25 protein-coding genes and 2 tRNA genes are annotated in these 26,590 nt (G+C 77.3%); 16 read left to right on the top strand and 11 right to left on the bottom strand.

From position 1 onward, the window contains the following. Nucleotides 1-7: 7 nt before the first annotated feature. Entirely contained in the window at nt 8-337 is a 330-nt protein-coding gene (locus tag EDC03_RS06995; RefSeq protein WP_123379490.1) for an antibiotic biosynthesis monooxygenase family protein, read from the bottom strand. A 106-nt stretch (nt 338-443) separates the two neighbouring features. Here EDC03_RS06995 and EDC03_RS06990 point away from each other — a divergent pair, with 106 nt between their 5' ends. Both EDC03_RS06990 and EDC03_RS06985 read left to right on the top strand, forming a co-directional pair. After that, a complete protein-coding gene (locus EDC03_RS06990) occupies nt 444-1,487 on the top strand; it encodes a 3-isopropylmalate dehydrogenase (RefSeq protein ID WP_123379708.1) in 1,044 nt (347 codons plus the stop codon). A gap of 67 nt (nt 1,488-1,554) precedes the next feature. Then, a complete protein-coding gene (locus EDC03_RS06985; RefSeq protein WP_123379489.1) occupies nt 1,555-2,742 on the top strand; it encodes a branched-chain amino acid aminotransferase in 1,188 nt (395 codons plus the stop codon). Between the two features lie 108 nt (nt 2,743-2,850). On the opposite strand, the gene EDC03_RS06980 is transcribed toward EDC03_RS06985, so the two are convergent. The 3 genes from EDC03_RS06980 to EDC03_RS06970 form a co-directional block, all read right to left on the bottom strand. Beyond that, on the bottom strand, nt 2,851-3,831 hold the full coding sequence (locus EDC03_RS06980) for a 3-methyladenine DNA glycosylase (protein WP_199720011.1): 981 nt from the start codon (nt 3,829-3,831) through the stop codon (nt 2,851-2,853). A 106-nt stretch (nt 3,832-3,937) separates the two neighbouring features. Continuing rightward, the gene (locus EDC03_RS17545; protein ID WP_422393799.1) at nt 3,938-4,144 is read right to left on the bottom strand and encodes a CstA-like transporter-associated (seleno)protein; all 207 of its coding nucleotides are present in this window, start codon (nt 4,142-4,144) and stop codon (nt 3,938-3,940) included. Nucleotides 4,145-4,149: 5 nt separating this feature from the next. Next, a complete protein-coding gene (locus EDC03_RS06970; RefSeq protein WP_199720053.1) occupies nt 4,150-6,408 on the bottom strand; it encodes a carbon starvation CstA family protein in 2,259 nt (752 codons plus the stop codon). Nucleotides 6,409-6,648: 240 nt separating this feature from the next. On the opposite strand from EDC03_RS06970, the gene EDC03_RS06965 reads away from it, so the two are divergent. From EDC03_RS06965 to EDC03_RS06945, 5 genes are all read left to right on the top strand, one after another. Beyond that, nucleotides 6,649-7,425, top strand: coding sequence for a fumarylacetoacetate hydrolase family protein (locus EDC03_RS06965; protein WP_123379705.1), 777 nt, complete (start codon nt 6,649-6,651; stop codon nt 7,423-7,425). Continuing rightward, nucleotides 7,422-8,978 (top strand): glutamate--tRNA ligase, encoded by a 1,557-nt coding sequence (gene gltX / locus EDC03_RS06960; RefSeq protein ID WP_123379488.1) that lies wholly within the window; start codon nt 7,422-7,424, stop codon nt 8,976-8,978. The genes EDC03_RS06965 and gltX overlap by 4 nt, the downstream gene beginning before the upstream one ends. 103 nt (nt 8,979-9,081) lie before the next feature. Further along, complete coding sequence (locus EDC03_RS06955) at nt 9,082-9,978, top strand: VOC family protein (protein ID WP_199720010.1); 897 nt, start codon at nt 9,082-9,084, stop codon at nt 9,976-9,978. 131 nt (nt 9,979-10,109) lie between these two features. Beyond that, a tRNA-Gln gene (locus EDC03_RS06950) sits at nt 10,110-10,181 on the top strand. Between the two features lie 68 nt (nt 10,182-10,249). Further along, nucleotides 10,250-10,322, top strand: a tRNA-Glu gene (locus EDC03_RS06945). A gap of 224 nt (nt 10,323-10,546) precedes the next feature. On the opposite strand, the gene EDC03_RS06940 is transcribed toward EDC03_RS06945, so the two are convergent. Further along, nucleotides 10,547-11,269, bottom strand: coding sequence for an IclR family transcriptional regulator (locus EDC03_RS06940; protein WP_123379487.1), 723 nt, complete (start codon nt 11,267-11,269; stop codon nt 10,547-10,549). 151 nt (nt 11,270-11,420) lie between these two features. Here EDC03_RS06940 and leuC point away from each other — a divergent pair, with 151 nt between their 5' ends. The 4 genes from leuC (at nt 11,421) to murA (ending at nt 15,842) form a co-directional block, all read left to right on the top strand. After that, entirely contained in the window at nt 11,421-12,857 is a 1,437-nt protein-coding gene (gene leuC, locus EDC03_RS06935) for a 3-isopropylmalate dehydratase large subunit (RefSeq protein ID WP_123379486.1), read from the top strand. Between the two features lie 47 nt (nt 12,858-12,904). After that, nucleotides 12,905-13,501 carry a 3-isopropylmalate dehydratase small subunit gene (gene leuD / locus EDC03_RS06930; RefSeq protein WP_123379485.1) on the top strand — a complete coding sequence of 199 codons (597 nt, stop codon included), beginning with the start codon at nt 12,905-12,907 and terminating at the stop codon, nt 13,499-13,501. 232 nt (nt 13,502-13,733) lie between these two features. After that, nucleotides 13,734-14,336 (top strand): HU family DNA-binding protein, encoded by a 603-nt coding sequence (locus EDC03_RS06925; protein ID WP_123379484.1) that lies wholly within the window; start codon nt 13,734-13,736, stop codon nt 14,334-14,336. A 153-nt stretch (nt 14,337-14,489) separates the two neighbouring features. After that, nucleotides 14,490-15,842 (top strand): UDP-N-acetylglucosamine 1-carboxyvinyltransferase, encoded by a 1,353-nt coding sequence (gene murA / locus EDC03_RS06920; protein ID WP_123379703.1) that lies wholly within the window; start codon nt 14,490-14,492, stop codon nt 15,840-15,842. A 64-nt stretch (nt 15,843-15,906) separates the two neighbouring features. Here the strand turns inward: murA and cofC are convergent, their stop codons facing one another. Next, nucleotides 15,907-16,641 (bottom strand): 2-phospho-L-lactate guanylyltransferase, encoded by a 735-nt coding sequence (gene cofC, locus EDC03_RS06915; RefSeq protein ID WP_123379483.1) that lies wholly within the window; start codon nt 16,639-16,641, stop codon nt 15,907-15,909. Between the two features lie 62 nt (nt 16,642-16,703). Here cofC and EDC03_RS06910 point away from each other — a divergent pair, with 62 nt between their 5' ends. Both EDC03_RS06910 and EDC03_RS06905 read left to right on the top strand, forming a co-directional pair. Then, the gene (locus EDC03_RS06910; protein ID WP_123379482.1) at nt 16,704-17,708 is read left to right on the top strand and encodes an NAD(P)H-dependent glycerol-3-phosphate dehydrogenase; all 1,005 of its coding nucleotides are present in this window, start codon (nt 16,704-16,706) and stop codon (nt 17,706-17,708) included. 31 nt (nt 17,709-17,739) lie between these two features. Further along, the gene (locus EDC03_RS06905) at nt 17,740-18,438 is read left to right on the top strand and encodes a pentapeptide repeat-containing protein (RefSeq protein ID WP_123379481.1); all 699 of its coding nucleotides are present in this window, start codon (nt 17,740-17,742) and stop codon (nt 18,436-18,438) included. Here EDC03_RS06905 and EDC03_RS06900 read toward each other — a convergent pair. Continuing rightward, entirely contained in the window at nt 18,424-19,665 is a 1,242-nt protein-coding gene (locus tag EDC03_RS06900) for a trans-sulfuration enzyme family protein (RefSeq protein ID WP_123379480.1), read from the bottom strand. The two genes, EDC03_RS06905 and EDC03_RS06900, sit on opposite strands and share 15 nt — an antisense overlap. Nucleotides 19,666-19,814: 149 nt before the next feature. Between EDC03_RS06900 and EDC03_RS06895 the strand changes: the two genes are divergently transcribed. Beyond that, entirely contained in the window at nt 19,815-21,026 is a 1,212-nt protein-coding gene (locus EDC03_RS06895; protein WP_241967074.1) for a D-alanine--D-alanine ligase family protein, read from the top strand. 27 nt (nt 21,027-21,053) lie between these two features. Here the strand turns inward: EDC03_RS06895 and EDC03_RS06890 are convergent, their stop codons facing one another. Together EDC03_RS06890 and EDC03_RS06885 are read right to left on the bottom strand one after the other, a co-directional pair. Further along, entirely contained in the window at nt 21,054-21,554 is a 501-nt protein-coding gene (locus EDC03_RS06890) for a DUF3515 family protein (protein ID WP_158674227.1), read from the bottom strand. Then, nucleotides 21,551-21,781 (bottom strand): Lrp/AsnC ligand binding domain-containing protein, encoded by a 231-nt coding sequence (locus EDC03_RS06885; protein ID WP_123379478.1) that lies wholly within the window; start codon nt 21,779-21,781, stop codon nt 21,551-21,553. Before EDC03_RS06885 ends, EDC03_RS06890 begins: the two co-directional genes overlap by 4 nt. A 361-nt stretch (nt 21,782-22,142) precedes the next feature. Here EDC03_RS06885 and EDC03_RS06880 point away from each other — a divergent pair, with 361 nt between their 5' ends. Both EDC03_RS06880 and EDC03_RS06875 read left to right on the top strand, forming a co-directional pair. Further along, entirely contained in the window at nt 22,143-23,210 is a 1,068-nt protein-coding gene (locus EDC03_RS06880; protein ID WP_123379701.1) for a thiamine-phosphate kinase, read from the top strand. A 148-nt stretch (nt 23,211-23,358) separates the two neighbouring features. Continuing rightward, a complete protein-coding gene (locus tag EDC03_RS06875; RefSeq protein ID WP_123379477.1) occupies nt 23,359-24,273 on the top strand; it encodes an alpha/beta hydrolase in 915 nt (304 codons plus the stop codon). Between the two features lie 49 nt (nt 24,274-24,322). On the opposite strand, the gene EDC03_RS06870 is transcribed toward EDC03_RS06875, so the two are convergent. After that, a complete protein-coding gene (locus EDC03_RS06870) occupies nt 24,323-25,612 on the bottom strand; it encodes an MFS transporter (RefSeq protein ID WP_123379476.1) in 1,290 nt (429 codons plus the stop codon). After that, nucleotides 25,612-26,301 (bottom strand): helix-turn-helix domain-containing protein, encoded by a 690-nt coding sequence (locus EDC03_RS06865; protein ID WP_158674226.1) that lies wholly within the window; start codon nt 26,299-26,301, stop codon nt 25,612-25,614. The genes EDC03_RS06870 and EDC03_RS06865 overlap by 1 nt, the downstream gene beginning before the upstream one ends. Nucleotides 26,302-26,590 lie beyond the last annotated feature (289 nt).

Genomic DNA, 26,590 nt, shown 5'->3' with positions numbered 1-26,590 from the left:
CGTCGCGTCAGGCGGGCGGGGCCTGGAGGCCGACGAGGTCGACGACCTCGAACTCGAGCAGGTCGGCGCCCGAGGCGACCGGCCGGGCGCGCTCACCGGAGTGGGCCTTCCTCGCGTCCCCGCTCTCGCTCCACGCGCGGAAGGAGGCGTCGTCGGCCCAGCGCGTGACGACGAAGTAGCGCTCCTCGCCGGCGGTCGGGCGCAGCAGCTCGAAGCCGAGGAAGCCGGGCGTGCCGTCGACGGCGCCGAGACGGGCGGCGAAGCGGCGCTCGAGCTCCGGGCCCGCCCCCTCCGGCACGGAGATGGCGTTGATCTTCACGACAGGGGTGTCAGCCATGCCGCCAGCCTGCCGGGCGCCGACGGCCCCGGCGCGGCCGCCCGGGAGCGTCCTGCTCCGCGGGACGGCCGTCCCAGCCCGCGGACGCGTCGGTACCGTCGGCGGCATGGCGCAGACGGTCAGGCTGGCAGTGGTGGCGGGCGACGGCATCGGTCCCGAGGTGGTGGCCGAGGGCCTCAAGGTGCTCGACGTCGTCGCCCCGAGCGTGGGTCTCGACGTCGCGCCCACGCACTACGACCTCGGCGCCCGCCGCTGGCACGCCACGGGGGAGACGCTGCCGGACAGCGTGCTCGAGGAGGTCCGCGGGCACGACGCGATCCTCCTCGGCGCCGTCGGCGACCCCGGCGTCCCGAGCGGCGTGCTCGAGCGCGGCCTGCTGCTGCGGCTGCGTTTCGCGCTCGACCAGTTCGTCAACCTCCGGCCCAGCCGGCTCCTGCCCGGGGTCGCCTCCCCGCTGGCGGCGCCCGGCGACGTCGACCTCGTCGTCGTCCGCGAGGGCACCGAGGGGCCGTACACGGGCAACGGCGGCGCGCTCCGCGTCGGGACGCCGCACGAGGTCGCCACCGAGGTCAGCGTCAACACCGCCTTCGGCGTCGAGCGGCTCGTGCGGGACGCCTTCGCCCGGGCGCAGGCGCGGCCCCGGAGGAAGCTGACGCTCGTCCACAAGCACAACGTGCTGACGTACGCGGGCGACCTGTGGCGCCGCACGGTCGACGCCGTCGGCGCCGAGCACCCGGACGTCGCCGTCGACTACTGCCACGTCGACGCCGCGATGATCTACCTCGTCACCGAGCCGTCCCGCTTCGACGTCGTCGTCACCGACAACCTCTTCGGCGACATCGTCACCGACCTCGCCGCCGCGATCACGGGCGGCATCGGGCTGGCGGCGTCCGGCAACGTCGACCCGACGCGGCGCTCGCCGAGCATGTTCGAGCCCGTGCACGGCTCGGCGCCCGACATCGCCGGCACCGGGCGTGCCGACCCGACGGCCACGGTGCTGTCGGTCGCGCTCCTGCTCGAGCACCTCGGGCAGGCCGACGCCGCCGAGCGCGTCGTCCGCGCCGTGGGCGACGACCTCCTGCGCCGGGGCGACCTCGGGCCGCGGACGACGTCGCAGGTCGGCGACGCGATCGCGACGTCGCTGGCCTGACCCGGCGCCCGCCGCCGCCCGCGGCGGGGGACCGCGGCGGCGGGGCGGGCACGACTACGGTGCCGCCATGGCGAGCAGCACCGAGACCCCGGGCGCGCCGGCGCCCACCGCGGCCCCCGACGCCCCCGCGACCTCGGCGGCGGGCGTGCCCACCGCCGGGCACCAGCCGGTGGAGCTCGCCTTCGAGATCGGCGCGGGCGTGCCGCGGCTGCCCGAGGCCGACCGCGCGGAGGTCCTCGCCGCCCCGGGCTTCGGGCGTCACTTCACCGACCACATGGCCCGCGCCGTCTGGACGCCCGCCGGGTGGGGCCAGGACGGCGTCGTCGCCCACGCGCCCATCACGCTGAGCCCGGCCGCCGCTGTCCTGCACTACGCGCAGGAGGTCTTCGAGGGGCTCAAGGCCTACCGGCACGACGACGGGTCCGTCTGGGCCTTCCGCCCCGAGGCCAACGCCGCGCGCTTCGCGGCGTCGGCCCGCCGGCTCGCCCTGCCCGTCCTCCCCGAGGACGCCTTCGTCCGCTCCGTCGAGCAGCTCGTCCGCGCCGACGTCGACTGGGTGCCGACCGGCGGCGAGAACAGCCTCTACCTGCGCCCCTTCATGTTCGCCTCGGAGTCCTTCCTCGGCGTCCGGCCGGCGGCCGAGGTCACCTACCTCGTCATCGCCTCGCCCGCCGGGTCCTACTTCGGCGGCGGCGAGATCACGCCCGTGTCGATCTGGCTGTCGCAGGAGTACTCCCGCGCGGCCCCGGGCGGCACGGGCGCCGCGAAGTGCGGCGGCAACTACGCCGCGAGCCTGCGCGCCCAGGCCGAGGCGTCGGAGAACGGCTGCGACCAGGTCGCCTTCCTCGACGCGGTCGAGCACCGCTGGGTCGAGGAGCTCGGCGGCATGAACCTCTTCTTCGTCATGGACGACGGCACGCTCGTCACCCCCGAGCTCAGCGGCACGATCCTCGAGGGGGTCACCCGCTCGTCGGTCCTCCAGATCGCCGCCGACCTCGGCCACCGGGTCGAGGAGCGCCGCGTCGACGTCGCGGAGTGGCGCGAGGGCTGCGAGAGCGGCCGCGTCCGCGAGGTGTTCGCCTGCGGGACCGCCGCCGTCGTCACCCCCGTCGGCGCCCTCGTCGAGCCGGGCCGCCGCTCGGTCGCCGGCGACGGCGGCACGGGCGAGGTCACGGCCGCCGTCCGGCAGCGCCTCACCGACGTCCAGACCGGCCGCGCCGAGGACACCCACGGCTGGCTCCACCGCCTCGTCTGACGGCTGCCTCTGACCCGGACGTCTCGCCCACCGTGCGCTGCGCGCGACGGTGACGTCGACGCCTACGTCACCTTCGGAGGTCCCTCGGACGTGACGTCGACGCCTGCTTCACTCCTGGGAGCGCTGCAGGGGTGCAGTAGTCGTCTCGCCCACGCCCTGGGTGGTGCCGGCGACGGCGCGGTCGAGCAGGGGGAGCAGCCGGTCGCGCAGCGCCTGGCCCCGGACGGCCAGGGCGCGCTGCGTCGCCGCGTACTCCGCCCGTCCCTCCGGCGTCTCGACCCGGACCGGAGTGCGGTCGTACGCCGAGAGGTCGTACGGCGAGGCGCGCATGTCGAGTTCGCGGATGTCGCGGGCGTGGCGGAAGGCGTCGAGCACGAGCGAGGACGGCGCCAGCGGCACGAGGAGGAAGGCCGCCCGATAGAGGTCCATCCCCGCGTGGAGGCAGCCGGGCTGCTCGAGCAGTGGCTGCGTGTCCCGGGTCGGGCGCAGCGGGCTGAGGGCGACGGCGCTGCCCGGGTAGAAGCGGAACGCGTCGACGTGGGTGCAGCGCAGCCACCCCCGTCGGGCGCCCTCCTCGACGACGGCGTCCGTGGCCGCCGCTCCGAGCCGGAGCGGCTGCCCCTCGTGGCGCAGGACCGACGGGTCCGCGCCCGAGCCGTGCACCATCGCCCACTCGTGCAGCCCGAAGCAGCCCAGCTCGGCCGGGCGCTCCCGGGTCGCGGCGACGACGTCGCGCACGTGCCGCAGCCGGTCCGGGCGGGGGACCGCGGCGACCGGGTCGACGACGACGCCGTCGGCGCCGTCGCCGGCCCACGGCACGTAGCCGCGCCACGAGCGCCGCTCCCGCGCCGCGGGTCCGGTGAGGACGACGCCGGCGCCCGGGTGCCAGCGCGCCAGCTGCCCCGGGCGGAAGCGGTAGTAGGTGAAGAGGAAGTCCTCGACGGGGTGGGGCCGGCCCGCCGTGGCGCGCTCGCGGTGACCGGCGGTCAGCATCTCGACGGCCTCGCGGTGGGCCTCCGCGCGGGCCACCCACACGTCCTCGGCCAGCACGTCCACGACGTCGGCCGTGGCGGCGGGGGCGGAGGTCACGTCCCGAGGGTACGGACCGGCCGACGCACGCCGAGACCGACGGACGGCCGGTTCCCGTGCTCGGGGACCAGCCGTCCGTCGGTCTCGGCGCGTCAGCAGGAGGGCGTCAGCAGCAGCGCGCCCCCGGCCGCGCGTCGGCCGCGGCGTGCCGGGCGCGCCAGTACTCCCGCTCGGTCGGCACGGGGGCGTCGGCGTGGTCGCGCCGCAGGTGCGCGCAGTAGCGGGCGTACGCGGTGTCGCCCATGAGCGAGGTCACGTACCACCGGACGCCCGCGGCACCGCGGCGCACGGCGTCGGCGCCGCGCAGGGCCAGGGCGGTCACCCGTGGCCGCCGCGGTGGGTCAGCGCCTCGACCAGCTCGGGGTGGTCGGCGAGGACCTTCTTCTCCGCCGCGGTCGGGACGAAGGACGCCGGCGCGAAGGTCCGCGACAGCACCGCGGGCTCCTCGGTCGAGGGCGCCCCGCCCGCCCGCACGGACCGGACGCACGCGAGCACCGCGGTGACGACCACCACGACGACGACGAGCGCGAAGAAGATCGACAGCGTCCCCTGGATCGCCGTGTTGCGGATGACCGCGTCCATCGCCTCCGGGGTGGCCGCCGTGCCGAAGCTCGTCTCGCCGGCGTCGCGGGCCTCGCGGAACGCCCGGTTGTTGGCCCAGTAGCCCAGCGCCGGCACGTCGCTGAAGATCTTCTGCCACGACGCCGTCAGGGTCACCGCGAGGTCCCACGCCAGCGGCAGGCCGGGGATCCACGCCCACCGGTACAAGCCCTTGCCGACGACGACGACGAGCACCACCGACAGCGCGATGGCCGCCAGGAGCTGGTTGGCGATGCCGAAGAGCGGGAAGAGGGTGTTGATGCCGCCGAGGGGGTCGGTGACGCCCATCGTGAGGATCGAGCCCCAGCCGAGGCAGACGAGCGCCGAGCACAGCCAGGCGCCGGGGCGCCACGACGGGTCCTTGAGCCGGCGGGCCGGCCCGGGGATGTTGCCGAGGGTGTCCGAGAGCATGAACCGGGCGACGCGGGTGCCGGCGTCGACCGTCGTGAGGATGAAGAGCGCCTCGAACATGATCGCGAAGTGGTACCAGAACGCCTTGAGCGCGGCCCCGCCGAAGACCGTGGAGAGGACCTCGGCCATGCCGAAGGCGAGCGTGGGGGCGCCGCCCGTGCGGCTGATGATCGACTCCTCGCCGATGCCGGCGGCCGCAGCGCTGATCTCCTCGGGCGTGATGTCCGTCCCCCCGAGGCCCAGCCCGTTGACGTAGGCCGCGGCGGTCTCCGGCTCGCCGCCCGTCAGCGCCGTCGGGGCGTTGAGGACGAAGTAGAGGTGCTGGTCGATGACGACCGCGGTGACGAGCGCCATGATCGCGACGAAGGATTCCGTGAGCATGCCGCCGTAGCCGATGAGCTTGGTCTGCTTCTCCTTCTCCACGAGCTTCGGCGTCGTCCCGCTGGAGATGAGCGCGTGGAAGCCCGAGAGCGCGCCGCAGGCGATGGTGACGAAGAGGAAGGGGAACAGCGAGCCCGCGAAGGCCGGGCCGTTCCCCTCGACCGCGAAGGACGACACCGCGGGCGCCTGGACCTCCGGCCGCACGACGAGGACGCCGATCGCCAGCAGCAGGATCGTGCCGACCTTCATGAACGTCGAGAGGTAGTCGCGCGGCGCGAGCAGCAGCCACACCGGCAGCACCGACGCGGCGAAGCCGTAGGCGACGAGCAGGAGGGCGAGCGTCACCGGCTCGAGCGTGAAGGTCTCGGCGCCCCACGCCGTCTCGGCGACCCAGCCGCCGCTGATGATCGCCAGCAGCAGGAGCACGAAGCCGATGACGGAGACCTCGGTCACCCGTCCCGGTCGCAGGTAGCGCAGGTAGACGCCCATGAGCAGGGCGATGGGGATGGTCATCGCGATGGAGAAGACGCCCCACGGGCTCTCGGCGAGGGCGTTGACGACGACGAGGCCGAGGACGGCCACGATGATGATCATGATGGCCATGACGCCGACGAGGGCGGCGATCCCGCCGACGCGCCCCAGCTCGTCGCGGGCCATCTGCCCGAGGCTGCGCCCGCCGCGGCGCAGGGAGATGACGAGCACGAGGTAGTCCTGCACGGCGCCCGCGAGGACGACGCCGATGATGATCCACATCGTCCCGGGCAGGTAGCCCATCTGCGCCGCGAGCACCGGCCCGACGAGCGGGCCGGCGCCGGCGATGGCGGCGAAGTGGTGGCCGAAGAGCACCCGCCGGTCGGTCGGCAGGAAGTCCGACCCGTTCTCCTTCACCTCCGCCGGGGTGGCCCGCTCGTCCCGCGGCCGCACGACCTTGTACTCGATGAGGCGGGCGTAGAAGCGGTAGGCGATGACGTACGTGCAGACCGCCGCGACGACGAACCACACGGCGTTGACGCTCTCGCCGCGGACGACGGCGACCATCGCCCACCCGACCGCGCCGAGGAGCGCGACGACGAGCCAGAAGGCGCGCTTCGCCGGCGTGGGCCGCGGGTGCTCGCGGACGGCGACGGGCGGTCCGCCGCCGGCGGGGCGGACCACCTCGGCGCGGGTGCCGTCGTCGAGCTCCAGCGGCTCGACGACGACGTCGAGCGCCGCGTCGGGGTCGGGCGGGCGGGCGGCGTCGCGGACGGGTGCGCTCACACGGGGCTCCAGGTGGCTCAGGGCTTCTCGGGGGCTTCTCGAGGGCTTCTCGAGGACGTCTCGGGCGTGCGGCGGTGCACGCGCTGCTCGGTGCACCAGCGGGGTGGCCGGGGCGCCGTCGCCCCGGGTCCGGCGACCGTAGCGGCGCCCGTGGCTACCCTCGCGGACGTGCGTATCGCGAGATTCACGAGGGACGACGACATCAGCTACGGCCTCGTGGAGGGCGGGCCGGGGGAGGAGCGCCTGCACGTGGTCGCGGGCGACCCCCTCTACGCGCCGCTGCGCCCGACCGGCGCCGTCGTCGGCCTCGACGAGGTCCGCCTGCTCGCACCCGTCATCCCCCGCAGCAAGGTCGTCGGCATCGGCCGCAACTACCGCGACCACGCGGCGGAGATGGGCAACGACGTCCCGACGAAGCCGCTCATGTTCCTCGTGCCGAACACCGCCGTCGTCGGCCCCGACGACCCGGTGGTGCTGCCGGACTTCTCCGAGGACGTCCACTACGAGGGCGAGCTCGCCGTCGTCATCGGCCGGATCTGCAAGGACGTGCCGCGCGAGCGCGCCGCCGAGGTCGTCTACGGCTACACGTGCGCCAACGACGTCACCGCCCGGGACGCGCAGAAGGGCGACGGCCAGTGGGCCCGCGCCAAGGGCTTCGACTCCTCCTGCCCGCTCGGGCCGTGGATCACCACCGAGCTCGACGTCGACGACCTCGCCCTGCGGACGCGCCTCGACGGGCGGACCGTCCAGGACGGCCGGACCTCCGACATGGTCTTCGACGTCCCCGACCTCGTGGCCGCCGTCTCGGCCGCCTTCACGCTGCTGCCGGGGGACGTCATCCTCACCGGCACGCCCGCCGGCGTCGGTCCCGTCACCGCGGGCCAGCGCGTCGAGGTCGACATCGAGGGCATCGGCGTCCTCTCCAACCCGGTGGTGCAGCGATGAGCGACGTGACCGGTCCGACCGCGACGACGCCGGCGGGCACGACCCGCACGGCCACGGCCACCGGCCTGGCCGAGGCGACCGGGGCGGACGTCCGCGTCCGCTTCTGCCCCTCGCCCACGGGGACGCCGCACGTCGGCGTCATGCGCGCGGCCCTCTTCAACTGGGCGTACGCCCGTCACACGGGCGGCACCTTCGTCTTCCGCGTGGAGGACACCGACGCCGCCCGCGACAGCCAGGAGTCGATGGACGCGCTCGTCGACGCCCTGTCCTGGCTGGGCCTCGACCACGACGAGGGCCCGGGCGTCGGGGGCCCCCACGCGCCGTACCGCCAGAGCGAGCGGCGCCCGCTCTACGACGAGGTCGCGCGCCGCCTCCTCGCGGAGGGCTACGCCTACGAGTCGTGGTCCACGCCGGAGGAGGTCACCGAGCGGCACCGCGCCGCCGGGCGCGACCCCCAGCTCGGCTACGACGGCTTCGACCGCGACCTCACGCCCGCGCAGGTCCAGGCCTTCCGCGACCAGGGCCGCGAGCCCGTGCTGCGGGTGCGGATGCCCGACGAGGACGTCGTCGTCGACGACCTCGTGCGCGGCCAGGTCGTCTTCCCGGCCGGCTCGGTGCCCGACTTCGTCGTCGTCCGCGCGAACGGCCAGCCCCTGTACACGCTGGTCAACCCCTTCGACGACGCCGTCATGGGCATCACGCACGTGCTGCGCGGCGAGGACCTCCTGTCCTCGACCCCGCGGCAGGTCGTCCTGCACCGCGCGCTCGTGGAGATGGGCTACTCGCAGCGGGTCCCGCAGTTCGGCCACCTCCCGCTCGTGCTGGGGGAGGGCAACCGCAAGCTCTCCAAGCGCGACCCCGAGTCCGACCTCTTCCTCCACCGCGAGCGCGGGCTCCTGCCGGAGGGGATGGTCAACTACCTGGCCCTCCTCGGCTGGTCGATCGCGGCCGACCGCGACGTCTTCACGCGCGAGGAGATGGTGGCGGCCTTCGACGTCCGGGACATCGGCGCCAACCCGGCCCGGTGGGACCAGAAGAAGGCCGAGGCCATCAACGGCGACCACGTGCGGATGCTGCCGCCCGAGGTGCTCCTCGAGCGGCTGCTGCCCTACCTGCGCGCCGGCGGCGTCCTCGAGGGCGAGCCGACCGGGGATCAGCGCCGGGTGCTCGCGGCGGCCGTGCCGCTCGTCCAGACGCGGATGGCCGTGCTCTCCGAGGGGCCGGGCATGCTCGGCTTCCTCCTCGTCGGCGACGACGCCCTCGTCGTCGAGGACGACGCCGTCGCCTCCCTGCGGCCCGAGGCGGCCGAGGTGCTCGACGTCTCGGCGGCGGCCCTCGTCGACCTCGGCACGTGGGACGCCGCGGCCCTCGAGGCCACGCTGCGCGCCGCCGTCGTCGACGGCCTCGGCGTGAAGCCCAAGTTCGCCTTCGGCCCGCTGCGGGTCGCGGTGACGGGGCGGCGGGTCTCGCCGCCGCTCTTCGAGTCGATGGAGCTGCTGGGCCGGGCGAGCACGCTGCACCGCCTCGCCGCGCTGCGGCAGCGCCTGTCCTGACGCCGTCCCCGGGGCACCCGTGCGGGTGCCCCGGGGGTCTGGACCGCGGGCGCCCGACGGTGCTCCACTGCTGCCGCCACGTCGACGACGACAGGGGGCCGCGTTGAGCACGCAGGGGACGACGGACGGACCGGGCACGCCGGTGCCGAGGACCTACCCGCAGGGCGTGCCCTGCTGGGTCGACCTCGAGGTCGACGACGTCGGCGCCGCCGCCGACTTCTACGCCGGTCTCCTCGGGTGGGAGCTGGCCGACGCCGTCCCGCCCGGGGTGCCCGGGAGCTACCTCGTCGCCACCGTCGGCGGCCTGGACGTCGCCGCGATCGGCACGCCCGACCCGGACGCCCCGCCGCTGCCGCCCGCGTGGTCGACCTACGTCGCCGTCGACGACGCCGACGCGGCGGCCGACGCCGTCCGTGCCGCGGGCGGCCGGGTCCTGCACGGGCCGACCGACGTGGGCCCCGGCGGCGCCGCCGGCCGTGCCGTCCTGTGCCGGGACCCGCAGGGCCTCGACCTCCGCCTCTGGCAGGCCGGGCGGCGGCTCGGCGCCCAGCACGTCAACGTGCCCGGCGGGTGGGGGTTCAGCCACCTGCGCGCCGGCGACGACGACGCGGTCGCGGCGGCGCTCGCCTTCTACGTGCCGCTGCTCGGGTGGCGCGTCCGGGAGCTGTGGCCGGGCAGCCCGCCGTGGATCACGCTGCCCGGCTACGGCGACCACCTCGCCGCCACGAGCGAGCCCCGGATCCACGAGGAGCAGTCCTTCGCCCCGGAGGGCTTCGCCGACGTCGTCGCCGCGGTCCAGCCGGTGCCGCCGGGGGACCGGCCGCGCTGGGAGGTCTCCTTCGGCGTCGCGGACCGGGACGCCGCCGCGGCCCGGGTGGAGGAGCTGGGCGGGGAGGTGCTGCGGGCGGCCGACGACGGGTGGACCCGCAGCGTGGAGGTCCGCGACCCGGTGGGCGCCGACGTCACGCTCACCCAGTTCACGCCCCCGGACGGCGCCTGACCGGCCGCGGGGTCGGGCCCGTGCCGTTCCTCCGACCGGGCCGGCGCCCGGGGATTTGAGGTCCGCCCCGGCCAGCGGGTACTGTCCCTCCTCGGGAACAGCGCAGGCCAGCGGCCGGCGAAGTACCCCGGTGGGGTATGGTGTAATTGGCAGCACGACTGGTTCTGGTCCAGTTAGTCTAGGTTCGAGTCCTGGTACCCCAGCGCTAGACCCGGTCCGCACCCGTGCGGGCCACGCACCACCAGCACCACGAGCACCACCGCAGTGTCACGGCCCCGTTGTGTAGCGGCCTAGCACGCCGCCCTCTCAAGGCGGTAGCGCCGGTTCGAATCCGGTCGGGGCTACAGCAGAAGGCCCGGTCCTCCTCGGAGGACCGGGCCTTCTTCGCGTCCGGGGGCGCTCGCCCCCCTCTGCTCCGCGATGGGTGGCCGTGCCGCGTCGGCCGAGCCCTCGTGGACCGCGACGTGCGGCCGTGTCGTCCCACGGGTGCCCTCGCAGGTCGCGACGTGCGGCCCCGACGTGTCGACGCCGCCCCGCCGGCGGGGCGGGGCGGCGTCGGCGGGGGGCGTCAGGACGCGTCGGTGCGCTTGAGGGCCTCGGAGAGCCGGTTGGCGGTCGAGACCACCGCGGCCGCGTGCAGACGGCCGGGCTGGCGGGACAGGCGCTGCAGGGGGCCGGAGATCGACACGGCGGCGACGACGCGCCCCGCCGGCCCGCGGACGGGCGCCGAGACCGAGGCGACGCCCTGCTCGCGCTCGCCGACGCTCTGGGCCCACCCGCGGCGGCGGACGCCGGACAGCACCGTCGCCGTGAAGCGGGCGCCCTGGAGGCCGCGGTGCAGGCGGTCGGGCTCCTCCCAGGCGAGGAGGACCTGGGCGGCCGAGCCGGCGAGCATCGACAGGGACGCGCCGACCGGCACGGAGTCGCGCAGGCCCATGGGGAGCTCGGCGGCGGCCACGCACACGCGGGCGTCGCCCTGGCGGCGGAAGAGGGAGGCGCTCTCGCCCGTGTGGTCGCGCAGGGCCAGGAGCGCGGGCCCGGCGGCGGCCAGCAGGCGGTCCTCGCCGGCCGCCGTCGCGAGCTCCGGGAGGCGCGGGCCCAGGACGAAGCGGCCCTGCATGTCGCGGCCGACGAGGCGGTGGTGCTCGAGCGCCACCGCGAGGCGGTGGGCCGTGGGTCGTGCCAGTCCCGTGGCGGCCACGAGCTGGGCGAGGCTGGCGGGGCCCGCCTCGAGCGCGGCGAGCACGGCGGCGGCCTTGTCGAGCACGCCGACTCCGCTAGACTTGTCCATAGGTCGATATTGCCATCTCTCACTGTGAGACGGCAAGTGCCCGCCCCCGACCCGGGGGCGAGCCCGCGGCGACGCCGCTCGACGCTGGTGCCGGGCCCGCACGGGCCCGGTGACGCGAGCACCCACGCGGTGCGGAGACCGGGAGGACGAGATGGGCCGGACGCTGGCCGAGAAGGTCTGGGACGAGCACGTGGTGCGCCGCGGCGGCGAGGGCGAGCCGGACCTCCTCTACATCGACCTCCACCTCCTCCACGAGGTGACCTCGCCGCAGGCCTTCGAGGGCCTCCGGCTCGAGGGCCGCACCGTGCGCCGGCGCGACCTCACCATCGCCACCGAGGACCACAACACGCCGACGCTGGCCATCGACCGGCCCATCGCGGACCTCACGAGCCGTACGCAGATCGAGACGCTGCGCCGCAACTGCGCCGAGTTCGGCGTCCGGCTGCACCCGCTGGGCGACGCCGAGCAGGGCATCGTCCACGTCGTCGGCCCGCAGCTGGGGCTCACCCAGCCGGGCATGACGGTCGTCTGCGGCGACTCCCACACCTCGACGCACGGCGCGTTCGGGGCGCTGGCGATGGGCATCGGCACGAGCGAGGTCGAGCACGTCCTCGCCACGCAGACCCTGCCGCTGCAGCGGCCGCGCACCATGGCCATCACCGTCGACGGCGTCCTGCCGGAGGGCTCCACCGCCAAGGACGTCATCCTCGCGGTCATCGCGAAGATCGGGACGGGCGGCGGCCAGGGCCACGTCCTGGAGTACCGCGGCGAGGCCATCCGCGCGCTGTCCATGGAGGCGCGGATGACCATCTGCAACATGTCGATCGAGGCCGGTGCCCGCGCCGGGATGATCGCGCCCGACGAGACGACCTTCGCCTACGTGCAGGGCCGCGACCACGCTCCGACGGGCGCGGACTGGGACGCCGCCGTCGCCCACTGGCGGACGCTGCGCACCGACGACGACGCCGAGTTCGACGCCGAGGTCGTCCTCGACGCGGCCGACGTCGAGCCCTTCGTCACGTGGGGCACCAACCCCGGTCAGGGCCTGCCGCTGTCCGGCTCCGTGCCCGACCCCGAGGCCATGGCCGACGCGGACGCCGCGGCCGCCGCCCGGCGCGCTCTCGCGTACATGGACCTCGAGCCGGGGACGCCGCTGCGCGACGTCGCCGTCGACGCCGTCTTCATCGGCTCCTGCACCAACGGCCGGATCGAGGACCTGCGTGCCGCGGCCGAGGTGCTGCGCGGACGCCGCAAGGCCGAGGGCGTGCGCGTCCTCGTCGTGCCGGGCTCGGCCCGGGTGCGGCTGCAGGCCGAGGCCGAGGGGCTCGGGCAGGTCTTCACCGACTTCGGTGCCGAGTGGCGCTTCGCGGGGTGCTCGATGTGCCTGGGCATGAACCCCGACCAGCTGGCGCCGGGGGAGCGGGCGGCGTCGACGTCGAACCGCAACTTCGAGGGCCGGCAGGGCAAGGGGGCGCGCACGCACCTCGTCTCGCCCGTCGTGGCCGCCGCGACGGCCGTGCGGGGGACGCTCTCCTCGCCCGCCGACCTCGTCGGCGCGGACGCCCCGCAGCCCCTCGTGCCGGCCTGACGGCCGCCCGCCCGCACCGACCCGAGAGCACCGGCCAGGAGGCCACCGTGGACCCCGTCACCCGTCACACCGGCGTGGGCGTGCCGCTGCGCCGCAGCGACGTCGACACCGACCAGATCATCCCCGCCGTCTACCTCAAGCGCGTGACCCGCACGGGCTTCGAGGACGGCCTGTTCTCCGCCTGGCGGCAGGACCCGTCCTTCGTCCTCAACCAGCCGGCGTACGGCGGCGGCAGCGTCCTCGTGGCGGGCCCCGACTTCGGGACCGGCTCGTCGCGCGAGCACGCCGTCTGGGCGCTCAAGGACTACGGCTTCCGCGCCGTCCTGTCCTCCCGCTTCGCCGACATCTTCCGCGGGAACGCCGGCAAGCAGGGCCTCGTCGCCGGGCAGCTCGCCCAGGAGGACGTGGAGCTGCTGTGGAAGGCGCTGGAGGCGCGCCCCGGCACCGAGGTGACCGTGGACCTCGAGGAGCGCGTCGTCCTCTGCGACGACCTCGTGGCGCCCCTGCAGATCGACGACTACACCCGCTGGCGCCTGCTCGAGGGGCTCGACGACGTCGGCCTCACGCTGCGCGACGTCGACGCCGTCTCCGCCTTCGAGGAGCAGCGGCACCCCTGGCTGCCGCGGACGCTCGCCGAGCGCTGACCGGCCCGCCCCGGGACGCCGTCCGGCGCACGACGTGCCGCCGGACGGCGTCCTCGCGCTCACGCAGGGCGAGCGCGCGCACGACGTGTGACCGCGTGGCACCGCTCTCACGGCGGCGGCCGGGTGCTCGCGCCGGGAAGGTCTGGCGCGCAGGCGCGCTGGGCCCTACGGTCACGCGGCAGACGCCCCGAGCCCGACGGTCGGGCCCGCCCGGCGCCCACCGGAGGCCAGGATGAACAAGGGCGAGCTCGTGGACCTGCTCGAGCAGCGGCTGGGGAGCCGCCGCGCGGCGAGCGACGCGATGGAGTCGGTGCTCGACGCCGTCGTCCGCGCCGTCGCGCGCGGCGAGCGGGTCGCCATCAGCGGCTTCGGCACCTTCGAGCGGGCGGACCGCGCCCCGCGGACCGGCCGCAACCCCCGCACCGGCGAGACGGTGCCGATCGCCGGCACCTCCGTCCCGCGCTTCAAGCCGGGCACCGCCTTCCGCGCCTTCGTGGCCGAGCCCGGCTCCCTGCCCGAGCCCGGGCAGCAGGACCCCTCCGCCGGCGGCGCGCTCCGGGCGGCGACGACCCGGCGCGGCGGCGTCGAGCTGTCCGACCGCCCGGCGGCCCCGTCGCGGACGACCGCGGCCGTGGCCGACGGGACGGAGGAGGCCGGCTCGGCGCCGGCGGCCGTCGGGGCCGTGGGGGACGCCCCGCCGCCCGCGGAGGACGAGAAGCCCGCGAAGGGGTCGAAGGCCAAGAAGAAGGACGCCGAGCCGGCCAAGAAGCCCAAGGCCGCCAAGGAGACGAAGGACGCCAAGGACGGCAAGAAGGCCAAGGGCAAGAAGAAGTAGCAGCGCCGTCGACGGGGCGGGCCGCGGGCCCGTCCCGTCGGCCGCGCCCCGGGCGGCGCCCCGCGCGGCGGTCCGGGGCACGGCCCCGGCGGGGGCATCATGGTCCGCCGGAGCGGTGCCGACCGGCGCCGCGGCGAGGAGGTCCCGGTGCCCATGGGCGACGTGCTCACCGTGCAGGGCGGACGACCGGTGGACGGCCGTGTGGCCGTCCGGGGGGCGAAGAACTTCGTCTCCAAGGCGATGGTGGCGGCGCTGCTGGGGGAGACCCCGAGCGTGCTGCGCAACGTCCCGGAGATCCGCGACGTCTCGGTCGTGACCGGCCTGCTGGGCCTGCACGGGGTCGACGTCTCGCGGCCCGCGGACGGCGTGGTCGTCATGGACCCGACCGACGTCGAGTCGGCGCACGTGGCCGACATCGACGCGCACGCCGGCGCCAGCCGCATCCCGATCCTCTTCTGCGGGCCGCTCGTGCACCGCCTCGGCGAGGCCTTCATCCCCGACCTCGGCGGCTGCCGGATCGGCGACCGGCCCATCAACTACCACCTCGACGTCCTGCGGCAGTTCGGCGCCGTCGTCGACAAGCGCGAGGGCGGCATCCGCATCAGCGCGCCCGACGGCCTGCGCGGCACGCGGATCGAGCTGCCCTACCCGAGCGTCGGCGCGACGGAGCAGGTCCTGCTCACCGCCGTCCGCGCCGAGGGCTTCACCGAGCTGCACGGCGCGGCCACCGAGCCGGAGATCCTCGACCTCGTCGCCGTCCTGCAGAAGATGGGCGCCATCATCGGCGTCGACACCGACCGGACCATCCGCGTCGAGGGCGTCGAGCGTCTCCGCGGGTACGACCACCGCGCGCTGACCGACCGCATCGAGACGGCCTCGTGGGCCTGCGCCGCCCTCGCGACCCGGGGCCAGGTCTTCGTCGAGGGCGCCACGCAGCCCGAGATGATGACCTTCCTCAACGTCTTCCGGAAGGTCGGCGGCGAGTTCGAGGTCACCGACGAGGGCATCCGCTTCTGGAGCCCGGGCGGCCCGCTGCGCGCCATCGCGCTCGAGACGGACGTCCACCCCGGCTTCATGACCGACTGGCAGCAGCCCCTCGTCGTGGCGCTGACGCAGGCCGACGGTCTGTCGATCGTCCACGAGACGGTGTACGAGAACCGCTTCGGCTTCACCGAGGCCCTCGGCGGCATGGGCGCGCGCATCCAGGTGTACCGCGAGTGCCTCGGGTCGACGCCGTGCCGCTTCGGCGGCGCGCACTTCCGCCACTCCGCGGCCATCTCGGGCCCGACGCCGCTGCACGGCGCCGACATCGTCGTCCCCGACCTGCGGGGCGGCTTCAGCTACCTCGTCGCGGCCCTGGCGGCCACGGGGGTCTCCCGGGTGAGGGGCATCGAGCTCATCGACCGCGGCTACGAGCGCTTCGCCGAGAAGCTCGAGGCGCTCGGGGCCGACGCCGACTGGTCCACCGGCGCGCGCGCCGACCGGTCCCAGCCGGTCCCCGCCTGAGGTGGCGGCCCCCTCCGCCGCCCTCCTGCCCGTCCGTCGCCGCCCGGCCGTCGCCGGGCGGCCCTCAGGACGCCCGGCCGCGCAGGCCGACGTCGTGCGCGGCGCCGTCCAGCGCGGCCGCCGTGCGGCGGCCCACGCCGAGCACCCGGGCCGCGCGGAGGTCGTCGGCGACGTCGACGTCGCGGCGCAGCCGGGGGACGTCGAGCGCGAGACGGCGGGCGCCCGCGCGCTCGTGGCGCGCCGCGGACCCGGTGCCGTAGGCCACCGGCACGTCGGCGGCCCGGCGGGCGGCCTGCAGGCAGGTGCCCGTCCCGGCGGCGTCCGGCACGAGCACGGCCGCGGCGCCGTCGTCGAGGGCGTCCGCGGCGGCACGCAGCGCGACGGCGAGGTCCTCCGGCCGCAGGGCCGGCAGGTCCGCGAGCAGCACGGCGACGCCCGTGGTGGCGTCCTCCCCGTCCGCGGCCAGAGCGGCTGCCGCGCAGAGGCCGTCGGCGACGGCGGCGTCGAGGGCCCGACGGCCCGGTGGCACGGGGCCCGGGCGGACGACCCGTGCGCCGAGGTCGCGGGCGGCACGGGCCGCGGCGTCGTCGTCGGTGACGACGAGCGTCCCGGCGACGCCGGGCGTGCGCGTCACGGCCTCGAGGCAGTCGACGGCCATCGCCAGCGCGAGCGCCCGGCGGGCGACGGGCTCCCCGCCCAGGCGGCTCTTGGCGTCCGCCCCGCCCTTGACGGGCAGGACGACGTGCCAGCGGCGGGGCGCGTCGTCGCCGGGCCGGCCGGGGGTGCGGTGCGGGGGCACGTGCCGATGCTGCCAGCCGCGGGGCGCCGGACGCCCCGCGCGGACGACCGGGGGGTGCGGCGGTGAGCCGCCGCGTCGCCGTGCTGGGCACGGGCAGCTGGGGCACCGCCTTCGCGCTCGTCCTCGCCGACGCGGGTGCCGACGTCGTCATGTGGGGGCGCCGGCCGGAGCTCTGCGCGGCCATCTCGGCCGGGCAGGGCAACCCCGTGTACCTGCCGGGCCTGCCGCTCCCGCCCGCCGTCACGGCGACGACCGACCCCCGCGAGGCGCTGGCCGGTGCCGACCTCGTCGTCCTGGGGCTGCCGTCGTCGTCGATGCGCTCGGTGCTCGGCGACCTCGCGGGCGACCTGCCCGCCGGCGCCCCGCTCGTCAGCCTCGCGAAGGGGCTCGAGCGGGGGACACGGCTGCGGATGTCCCAGGTCGTCGTCGCGGCGACGCGAGCGGCGCCCGGGCGCGTCGCCGTGCTGTCGGGACCCAACCTCGCGCGGGAGGTCGCCGAGCGGCAGCCCACCGCCAGCGTCGTGGCCGCCCCCGACGACGCGGTCGCCGAGGAGGTCGCCCACGCGTGCGCCACCGCGGCCTTCCGGCCCTACACCCACCACGACGTGCTGGGCGTCGAGCTGGGCGGGGTCGTCAAGAACGTCGTCGGCCTCGCCGTCGGCATGGCGGAGGGCCTCGGCTACGGGGACAACGCCAAGGCCTCGATCATCACGCGCGGCCTGGCGCAGACGTCACGGCTGGCCGTGGCGCTCGGCGCCGAGCCGGCGACCCTCGCCGGGCTGGCGGGGATGGGCGACCTCGTCGCCACGTGCGCCTCGCCGCTGTCGCGCAACCACCAGACCGGCGTCCAGCTCGGCCGCGGCCTGGACGTCGAGGCGGCGGCCGCCGTCGTCCGCCAGACCGCCGAGGGGGTCCGCTCCGCGCCGGAGGTGCTCGCGCTCGCCCACGGCGTCGGCGTCGAGATGCCCATCGTCGAGCAGGTCGTCGCCGTCGTCCGCGGCGAGGTCTCGGCCCGCGAGGCGGGGCGCGCGCTGCTGGCCCGCGACCGCAAGCACGAGGCAGGCTGAGCCCTCCGGGACCGACGAGGGGCGGGGAGCCGTGCGACGACGTGCCGAGGAGCGGCTCGAGGTCGTGCTGCCCGCGCTCGAGGAGCTGGCGCGGGCGCCGCGGGCGGGCGAGGTCCTCGACGCCGTCCGCCTGACGGGCCTCGACCTCGCCGGGGCCGACCTGCCCGACCTGCGGCTGCTCGAGGTCGAGCTCTCCGGGTGCCGCCTCGACGGCGCCCGCCTGCCCGGCGCCCGGCTGTCGTCGGTGCGGCTCGTCGACCTCGCGGCGCGGGCCCTGGACGCCGGCGGGTCCTCGTGGCGCGAGGTCGTCGTCGAGGGAGGCCGCCTCGGCGTCCTCGGCCTGGCCGGGGCGACGCTGCAGCGGGTCCGGGCGAGCGGGGCGCGCCTGCACCACGTCGACGCCCGCGGCGCCCGGCTGCACGACGTGCTCCTCGAGGACTGCACCGTCGGCGAGCTCGACCTGACGGACGCCGAGGGCGCGCACGTCGTGCTGCGCCGGTGCCGCGTGGAGCGGCTGGTCCTGCGCGGGACGGACCTCGCCCCGCCGGACGGGCTCGACGTCACGGGGGCCGACGTCGCCGTCCTCGACGCCCTCGACGACCGTCGCGCGCCGCTGCGGGGCCTCGTGCTCTCCGCCGCGCAGGCGACCGACCTCGCCGAGGTCCTGGCCCGGCACCTCGGGGCGCGCGTCGTCGACCCGGCGCCCCGGGAGGGCTCAGGCGCCGGCTGAGCCGGCCGCGGCCAGGGCCTGCTCGAGGTCCTCGAGGAGGTCGTCCGCGTCCTCGAGCCCCACCGACAGGCGCAGCAGGCCCGGCGGCGTCGTCGCGGGCTCGTTGGCGTGGCGGCGCCGACGCTCGACGAGGGACTCGACGCCCCCGAGGCTCGTCGCCGGCGTCCACAGGCGGACCGCGGCGACGACCGCGTCGCCCCAGGCGGTCGCCGCGGCGTCGTCGGCGGCCACGTCGGCGGGCGGCTCGACCGACAGCACGCTGCCGAAGCCGCGCATCTGCGCCCGCGCGCGGTCGTGCCCGGGGTCGGAGGGCAGCGAGGGGTGCCGCACCCGGCCGGTCGCCGGCGAGGCGTCGAGCCGGGCGGCGAGGGCGGCCGCCGTCGCCTGCGCGCGCTCGACGCGCAGGGCGAGCGTGCGGACGCCGCGCAGCGCCAGCCAGGCCTCCATGGGGCCGGGGATGGCCCCGTGCACCCGGCGGTACGTCGAGAGGCGCTGCAGCAGCGCGGCGTCCCGGGTGACGACGGCGCCCAGCAGGACGTCGGAGTGCCCCGCCAGCAGCTTCGTCACCGAGTGGACGACGAGGTCGGCACCGAGCGCGAGGGGCTGCTGGACGAGCGGCGTCGCGAAGGTGCCGTCGACGGCGACGAGGGCGCCCGCGGCGCGGCCGGCCTCCGCGCACGCGGCGAGGTCGGCGACCTCGAGGAGGGGGTTCGTGGGGGACTCGAGCCACAGCAGCGCGGCGCTCCCGCCCAGGGCGGCGCGGACGGCACCGGTGTCCGCCACGTCGACGAACGTGACCTCGGCACGGCCCTCCGCGTGCCAGGCCTCCAGCACCTCGACGGTCGTGTTGTAGGACGAGCGCGGCGCCACGACGCGGCCCCCGTGGGGGACGAGCGCGAGGACGGCGGACACCGCCGCCATCCCCGAGGCGAAGGTGCGGCAGCCGCCGTCCTCGCCCGCGCCCTCGAGGGCGGCGAGCACCTCCTCGAGCGGCTCCCACGTCGCGTTGCCCGAGCGGGCGTAGCCCCGCGCGCCCGCCGGGGGCGGGCCCTGGCCGACGAAGGTCGACGACAGGTGCACGGGGTGGTTGACCGGCGCGTCCGGCTCCCGCGGAGGGCGTCCCGCCGCGACGACGACCGTCGCCGGGGCCCAGGAGCGGCCGGCGGCCGGGCCGTGCGGGGCGACCTGCGCGGGCGAGGTGTCGGGCGGGAGCGGGGCGTCGGCCATGGCGGCGAGCGTAGGTCGCCGGGGCACCCGCCCGGCGGCGCGTCCACGCCCGCGCCGGGGCGGACGGCCGAGCTCCTGCCCGTCGCCGGGCCCCCGCGCCTGCGGGCGCCTCCCGGGAGGGCCCCGACCGCGCCGGTAGCGTCCCCGCCGTGACGAGCGGGACGACGGCGGACGGGGTCGAGCGGGTGGGGGACGGCGCGACGTCGGGGGGGCGGCCCCCGCGCCGCCGCGTGGCCGTCGTCTTCGGCGGCCGCTCCAGCGAGCACGGCATCAGCTGCGTGACGGCGGCCGGCGTGCTGACCGCCCTCGACCGCGACCGCTGGGACGTCGTCCCCGTCGGCATCACCCCCGAGGGGCGCTGGGTCCTCGTCGACGACGACCCCGGGCGCCTCGCGCTCGTCGACGGGACGCTGCCGTCCGTCGACGCCGCCGACGGCCCCGGCGTCCTCGCGCCCCGCTCGCCCGTCGAGCCGTCGCTGACGGTGCTCGCCGACGGCGAGGTCCCGCGCGCGCTGGGCGCCGTCGACGTCGTCCTCCCGCTGCTCCACGGCCCCTTCGGCGAGGACGGCACGCTGCAGGGGATGCTCGAGCTCTCCGACACCCGCTACGTCGGCTCGGGGGTGCTGGCGTCGGCGCTGGCCATGGACAAGCACTACGCCAAGGTCGTCCTCGCGGCCGCGGGCGTCGAGGTGGGCCCGTGGGTGGTCCTCACCGACCGCGCCTGGCGGGAGGACCCGGCGGGGCGCCTCGACGCCGTCCTGGCGACCGCCGCGGACGCCGGCGCGTCCGTCGTCTTCGTCAAGCCCTGCCGCGCCGGGTCGTCCATGGGCGTCTCCCGGGTCGTCCTGCCCGACGACGCGGCGTCGGCGCGGTCCGCGCTCGCGGCGGCCGTCGAGGCCGCCCGCGAGCACGACCCGAAGGTCCTCGTCGAGGTGGCGACGCCGGGCCGCGAGCTCGAGTGCGGCGTCCTCGAGGTGCCCGGCGGCGGGGCGCCCGAGGCCTCGGTCGTCGGGGAGGTCGCCGTCACGGACGGCCGCGCCTTCTACGACTTCGAGGCCAAGTACCTCGACCCCCACGCGGTGGCGCTCACCTGCCCCGCCGACGTCGACGACGCCACGGCCGAGGCCGTCCGCGCCACGGCGCTGCGGTCCTTCGAGGCCCTCGGGTGCGAGGGGCTGGCGCGCGTCGACGTCTTCGTCGAGCCGGACGGCCGGGTCCTCGTCAACGAGGTGAACACGATGCCCGGCTTCACGCCGTCGTCGATGTTCCCCCGGCTGTGGGAGGCGTCGGGCGTGGGCTACCCGCAGCTCGTCGACCGGCTGCTCGAGCTGGCGCTGGAGCGGCGGACCGGGCTGCGCTGACGCCCGCGCCGTGCCGGCGGTCCGGGGTCAGACGCAGGCGCGCTGCGCCTCGAGCGCCCCGACGGCGCCGGCCAGGCCTGGCAGCACGTCGCCGGCCGTCACGTCGCCCGTGACGTCGACCCGGGTGGCGGGCGCCCGGCCGTAGGTCGTGAAGGGCGGGCTGCCCTGCTCGTCGGCCGTCACCCAGTCGACGCCGTCGACCGTGACGCAGGCGTCCGTCGTCGGGGCGGGCAGCTCGACGCCGCACCGCAGCTCGACGCGCGTGGAGCGGTCGTCGGACGCCCACGCGGCGGTCGACTGCCCCGTGGTCGGCACGCGGGGGAGGCCCGCGAGCTCGTCGACGTCGCGCAGGAGCACGAGGACCTCCGCGCAGCCGGGGTCGGCGGCTCCCTCGGCCGCCGGCACGTCGACGGCGGAGCCGCAGCCCGCCACCGCGAGGACCGCCAGCGCCGCCACGGGGGCGGCGACGACGGCGCCCGGTCGGCAGGGACGGCGCCGACGGGCGGACGGCCGGGGGAGAGAGGTCACGCCACGACGGCGCACGTCACCGTGCGGGTGATGCCGTCGACCTGCTGCACCTTCTGCTGGACGAGCCGGCCGAGCTCGCCGGAGGTGGCGGCCTCGACGCGCGCGATGACGTCGTAGGGGCCCGTGACGTCCTCGGCGAGGACGACCCCGCTGATGGCGGCGAGGGCGGCGGACACCTCCGCCGACCGGCCGACCTGGGTCTGGACCAGCACGTAGGCCTGCTCCACGGGGCACCTCCTCGCGGCGCCGCGCCGCGGCGCCGTCCTCGCACCGTCCCGCGCGCGGCGGGACGGATGTCTGCTCGTGACGGTCGGGGCCCGCCGTCGGCGGTCGTCGGCGTCGCGGGCGGGCGCGGCGGTCCGGGCCCGGGTGGGGAGGTCCGCCGTCGCCCTCGGGTGCGGCCTGGTGCGGCTGCGGCCTCGGACGCCGCGACGGCGACCGCCGGGGCGGGCGGGGGCGACGCTACCGTGGCGGCGCCCGTGCTCCGCACCGCGGCCGGACGACCACCCGGCCGGGGTGCCGCGACCCCCGCGCGGGCACCGTCCCGCCGGCCCCGCGCCCCGGGCCCCCTTCGCAGACCGGAGCGACGTGCCCGACGAGACCTCCCCCGAGAACCCCGAGCCGGGCGACGCCGCCCCGGCCGGCGAGGACCAGCTGCTGGCCGGCCTGCTGCCCGAGCTGCCGGCGGGCGACCTCACCGAGCTCGGCCCGGGCGACGACGCCGCCGTCGTCGGCACGCCCGACGGGCGCGTCGTCGTGACCACCGACGCCCTCGTGGCCGAGCGGCACTTCCGGCCCCGCACCGCGTCGCCGGAGGACGTGGGCTGGCGGGCCGCCGCGCAGAACCTCGCCGACGTCGCCGCCATGGGAGCCGTCCCGACCGCGCTCGTCGTCTCGCTCGTCGTGCCCGCCCGTCCGCCCCGGCCCTGGGCGGACGGCTGGACGACGTCGCTGGCGCGTGGCCTCGCGGCGGCCTGCGCCCGCCTGCCCGGCGCCGAGGGCTGCGGCGTCGTGGGCGGCGACCTCACCGGCGGCGACCAGGTGGTCGTGGCCGTCACCGCGCTCGGCGACCTCGGCGGCGTGCCGCCGGTGCGGCGCGACGGCGCGCGGCCCGGCGACCTCGTGGCCCTCGCCGGCACGCTGGGACGCTCGGCCGCCGGGCTCGCCGTCCTCGAGCGGCGCCTGCAGCGCGGCGCCGCGGCGTGGGCGGGCGGGTCGGGCGGCGTCGAGTCCGCCGCCGACGAGGGCGTGGCGGACCTCGTGCGGGCCCACCGGCGCCCGCGGCCGCCCGTGGCCGCCGGGCCCGCGGCGGCGGAGGCGGGCGCGACCGCCATGCTCGACGTCTCCGACGGCCTGCTGCGCGACGCGGGCCGGGTGGGGCGCGCCTCGGTCGTCGCCGTCGACCTGTCGTCGGAGCTGCTCCTGCCGCACGTCGACGCGGTCGCCCCGGCCGCCGACCTCCTCGGGCTCGACCCGTGGGAGCTCGTGCTCACGGGCGGGGAGGACCACGGTCTCCTCGCCACCTTCCCGCCGGGCGCCGTGCTGCCCGAGGGCTTCTCGCTCGTCGGCGTCGTGACCGCGACGACCGTGCCGGGGGCGCTGCTCGACGGGCGGCCCCGCGCGGGCGGCGGCGGCTGGGACCACTTCGGCGCCTGACCCCCCCCCGTGGCGGCCGCGTCCGGGACGGCGCGGGCCGGCCGCCGGGAAGGGGGAAGGGGGGACCGACGGTCCGTGGCTCCGCGCCCGCCGAGCGGGGAGGATCCGTGGGCGACGGACCACCCCACCTCCCCGAGGACGGCGACCGATGACGACCCGGCCCTCCCGCCCGGCCCTGCACCCCGACCTGCGCGCCGCGCGCCTCCTGCCCCGCGGCGTCGCCGGGCCCCGGCGCCTGCGGGTGCAGCGCGCGGTCTTCCGCGTCCTCCCCGCGCCGCGGGAACGGCCCCGCACCGAGGTCGTGCCGCTCGGCACCGGGACGGCCGCGGTGCGCGTGCACCGGCCGGCGCACGCGAGCGGCCCGGTGCCGGCCCTGCTGTGGGTCCACGGCGGGGGGATGGTCATGGGCAGCGCCTCCGCGGAGGACCGGCTGTGCCGGCGCTGGGCCGACGAGCTCGGTGTCGTCGTGGCGGCGCCCGACTACCGCCTGGCGCCCGAGCACCCCTACCCGGCGCCGCTGGAGGACTGCTGGCGGGCGCTGGAGCACCTGCGGGCCATGCCGGACGTCGACGCCGGGCGCATGGCCGTCGGCGGCGCGAGCGCGGGCGGCGGGCTGGCCGCGGGCCTGGCCCTGCTGGCCCGCGAGCGCGGTGTCCCGCTGGCCCTCCAGCTGCTCGTCTACCCGATGCTCGACGACCGGACGACGCGGCGCACCGACGTCGACGCCGGGCCGATGCGGCTGTGGGACCCCGCGAGCAACGACTTCGGCTGGCGCTCCTACCTCGCGGGCGTGGGGGAGCGGGTGCCCGCCCCGGCCGCGCCCGCCCGGGCGGAGGACCTGCGCGGCCTGGCGCCGGCGTGGGTGGGCGTGGGCTCCCTCGACCTCTTCCACGACGAGGACCTGGCCTACGCCCGCCGGCTCCGCGAGGCCGACGTGCCCTGCGAGGTGGTGGTGGTCGACGGCGCCTACCACGGCTTCGACATCGTCCAGCGCCGCGCCGGGGTGTCCCGGGACTTCCTCGCCGCGCAGACCCGCGCCCTGCGGGCGGCGCTCGTCGGGTGAGAGGCACTGCGGCGCCGGTCCTCCCGTCCGGTCGCCGCCGGGACGAGGCTCAGGTGCGGGCGGCCGCCGCGGCGCCCGCCGCCCGTGTGCCGACGCCGTCCGGCGGGGCCGTCGGCCACGGGCGGCCGACGAGCGGCACGAGCGCGACGGCGACGTAGACGACGCCGATCGCCGCGAAGCAGGTGGCGAGCCCCAGCGGGCCCGCCAGCGCCCCCGCCAGGAGCGTGCCGACGGGGATGCCGGACCAGGCCGCGGCGCGGACGAGGCCGTCGACCCGCGCGAGGAGGTGCGGCGGGCAGAGCTGGAGGCGCAGGACCCCGATGAGCGGGTTGAGGACGCCGCCCGACAGCCCCGCGGCCGCGGCGACGACGACGAGGACGGGCAGCGAGGCCCCGGTGGCGAGCGCGACCGACGTCGGGCCGCCGGTCAGGACGAAGGCGAGGACGAAGGTCCCGCGGTGCGGGAGCCGGTGCCCGACGGTGCCGTAGAGCACCGCGCCCCCGACCGACCCGGCGGAGAGGGCGCCGAGCACGAGGCCGACGGCCGCCGCGCCGCCGAGCACCGCGTCGGCGTGGAGGGGCAGGAGCACCGACCAGCGGGCGGCGTCGAGGAGGTTGAGCACGAGGCACACGACCGCCACGAATGCGAGGACCGGGATCCGGCGCAGCGCCTGCGCGCCCTCGAGGAGGTCGCGCCAGAAGCCCTGCGCCGGAGCATCGTCGGGGCGGTCCGGCGCGCCGGGGACGTCGGTGGGCGCGAGCACGCGGCCGGCCGGGGCGCACGCGAGGACGAGGACGGCCGACACGGCGAAGCCGGCGGCCGTCGTCGCGAAGGCGCCCTCGGGGCCGACGCCGACGACGAGCAGCCCGCCGAGCGGGGCGCCCAGCATCTGGCCGAGGCGCTCGGCGCCGCTGCCCAGGCCCACCGCCCGCTGCAGCGGGACGTCCGCCCGGGTCGCGAGCCGCGGCAGCATGACGAGGCGGGCGCTCTGCCCCGGCGCGTCGACGAGGGCCCCGAGCACGAGGAGGGCGCAGAAGGCGGCGAACGGCAGGCCCGTGGTGAGGGCGAGGACGGCGACCGCGAGCGACGTCGTCCCGCTGGCGACGTCGGAGGCGACGCTCGTGCGGCGGTGCCCCAGGCGGTCCACGAGGACGCCGCCGAGGACGCTCCCCACGACGACGGGCGCGCTGGCGGCCGCGGCCGCGAGGCCCACCTGGGCCGGGCCGCCGCCGAGGGAGAGCACGAAGAAGGGTGCTGCGACCACGGTGGCCGTGTTGCCGGCCGAGGAGACGAACGTCGCGCCGACGACGCCGGCGAGCGCGCCGCGGGGCCGGACCATCAGCGGTCCCCGCCCTTCGTGCCGTCGTCGTCCGTGCCGTCGTGGGCGCCCGGCGGGGGCGTCTGGCCCGGCTCGGGGTGGACCTGCAGGCGGGCGGTGACGACGACGGCGTCGTCGGGCGGGCCCCCGTCGGCGGCCGGCGCCCGGTCGTCGGGGTCGTGCCGGCGGTACCGCTCCACGACCTCGAAGAGCTCGTCCCGGAGGGACGTCATCTCGGCCGCCGTCAGCCGGAGCGAGACGTCGCTCGAGCTCGCCGCCTCGACGTACGGCTGCGGCCACGACGGCCGTGCCTGCAGCCAGGCGAGGGTGCTCTCCGCGTAGACGCCGACGACGACGCGCTCGAAGTCCTCGGCCGCGGCGACGGCCTCGAGGTCCTGCGGGGGCGGGGAGGACGTCCAGGTGTAGCGGTGGGCGGCCCGCCACCAGCGCTCCCGCCCGCCCGCGCCGTCGCCGGGCGCGGGGGCGTCGGCCACGAAGCCCGACGCCGCTAGCTGCCGCAGGTGGTAGCTCGTCAGCCCGGAGGACTCCCCGGTGCGGCCGGCGAGCCGCGAGGCGGTCGACGGCCCCTCGAGGCGGAGGAGCCCCAGCAGCCGCAGGCGCAGCGGGTGGGCCAGGGCCCGCAGCTGCGCCGCCTCGGTGACGACGACGGCGTCGTCCGGCGGGGCGGCCGGGTCGCGGGGGGTGGGCATGCCGCCAGCGTGGCACGCAAAGAGGACTTTGCAAAGATCTCTTTGCATGGTGTCCTCGCCGCGCGGGTCGGCCCTTCCACGGGCACGTCCGCCCCGACGTGCGACCTCGTCGGGGCGCGGGAGTGCTCCGGGCCCCACGAGCTCACACGTGGGGAGAGGGCGGAGGTGAGGGGTGGGTCGGGGCGGGGGGAGTCCGGGGCGGGCCTCGGGGAGAGGTCGAGGGGGTGGGACGACGACGGCCCGGCACCCCGAGGGGGTGCCGGGCCGTCGGCCGTGCTCGTCGGTCAGG

Source organism: Pseudokineococcus lusitanus, assembly GCF_003751265.1.
Lineage (GTDB): Bacteria > Actinomycetota > Actinomycetes > Actinomycetales > Quadrisphaeraceae > Pseudokineococcus > Pseudokineococcus lusitanus.
This window is presented reverse-complemented; position numbering and strand designations above follow the sequence as displayed.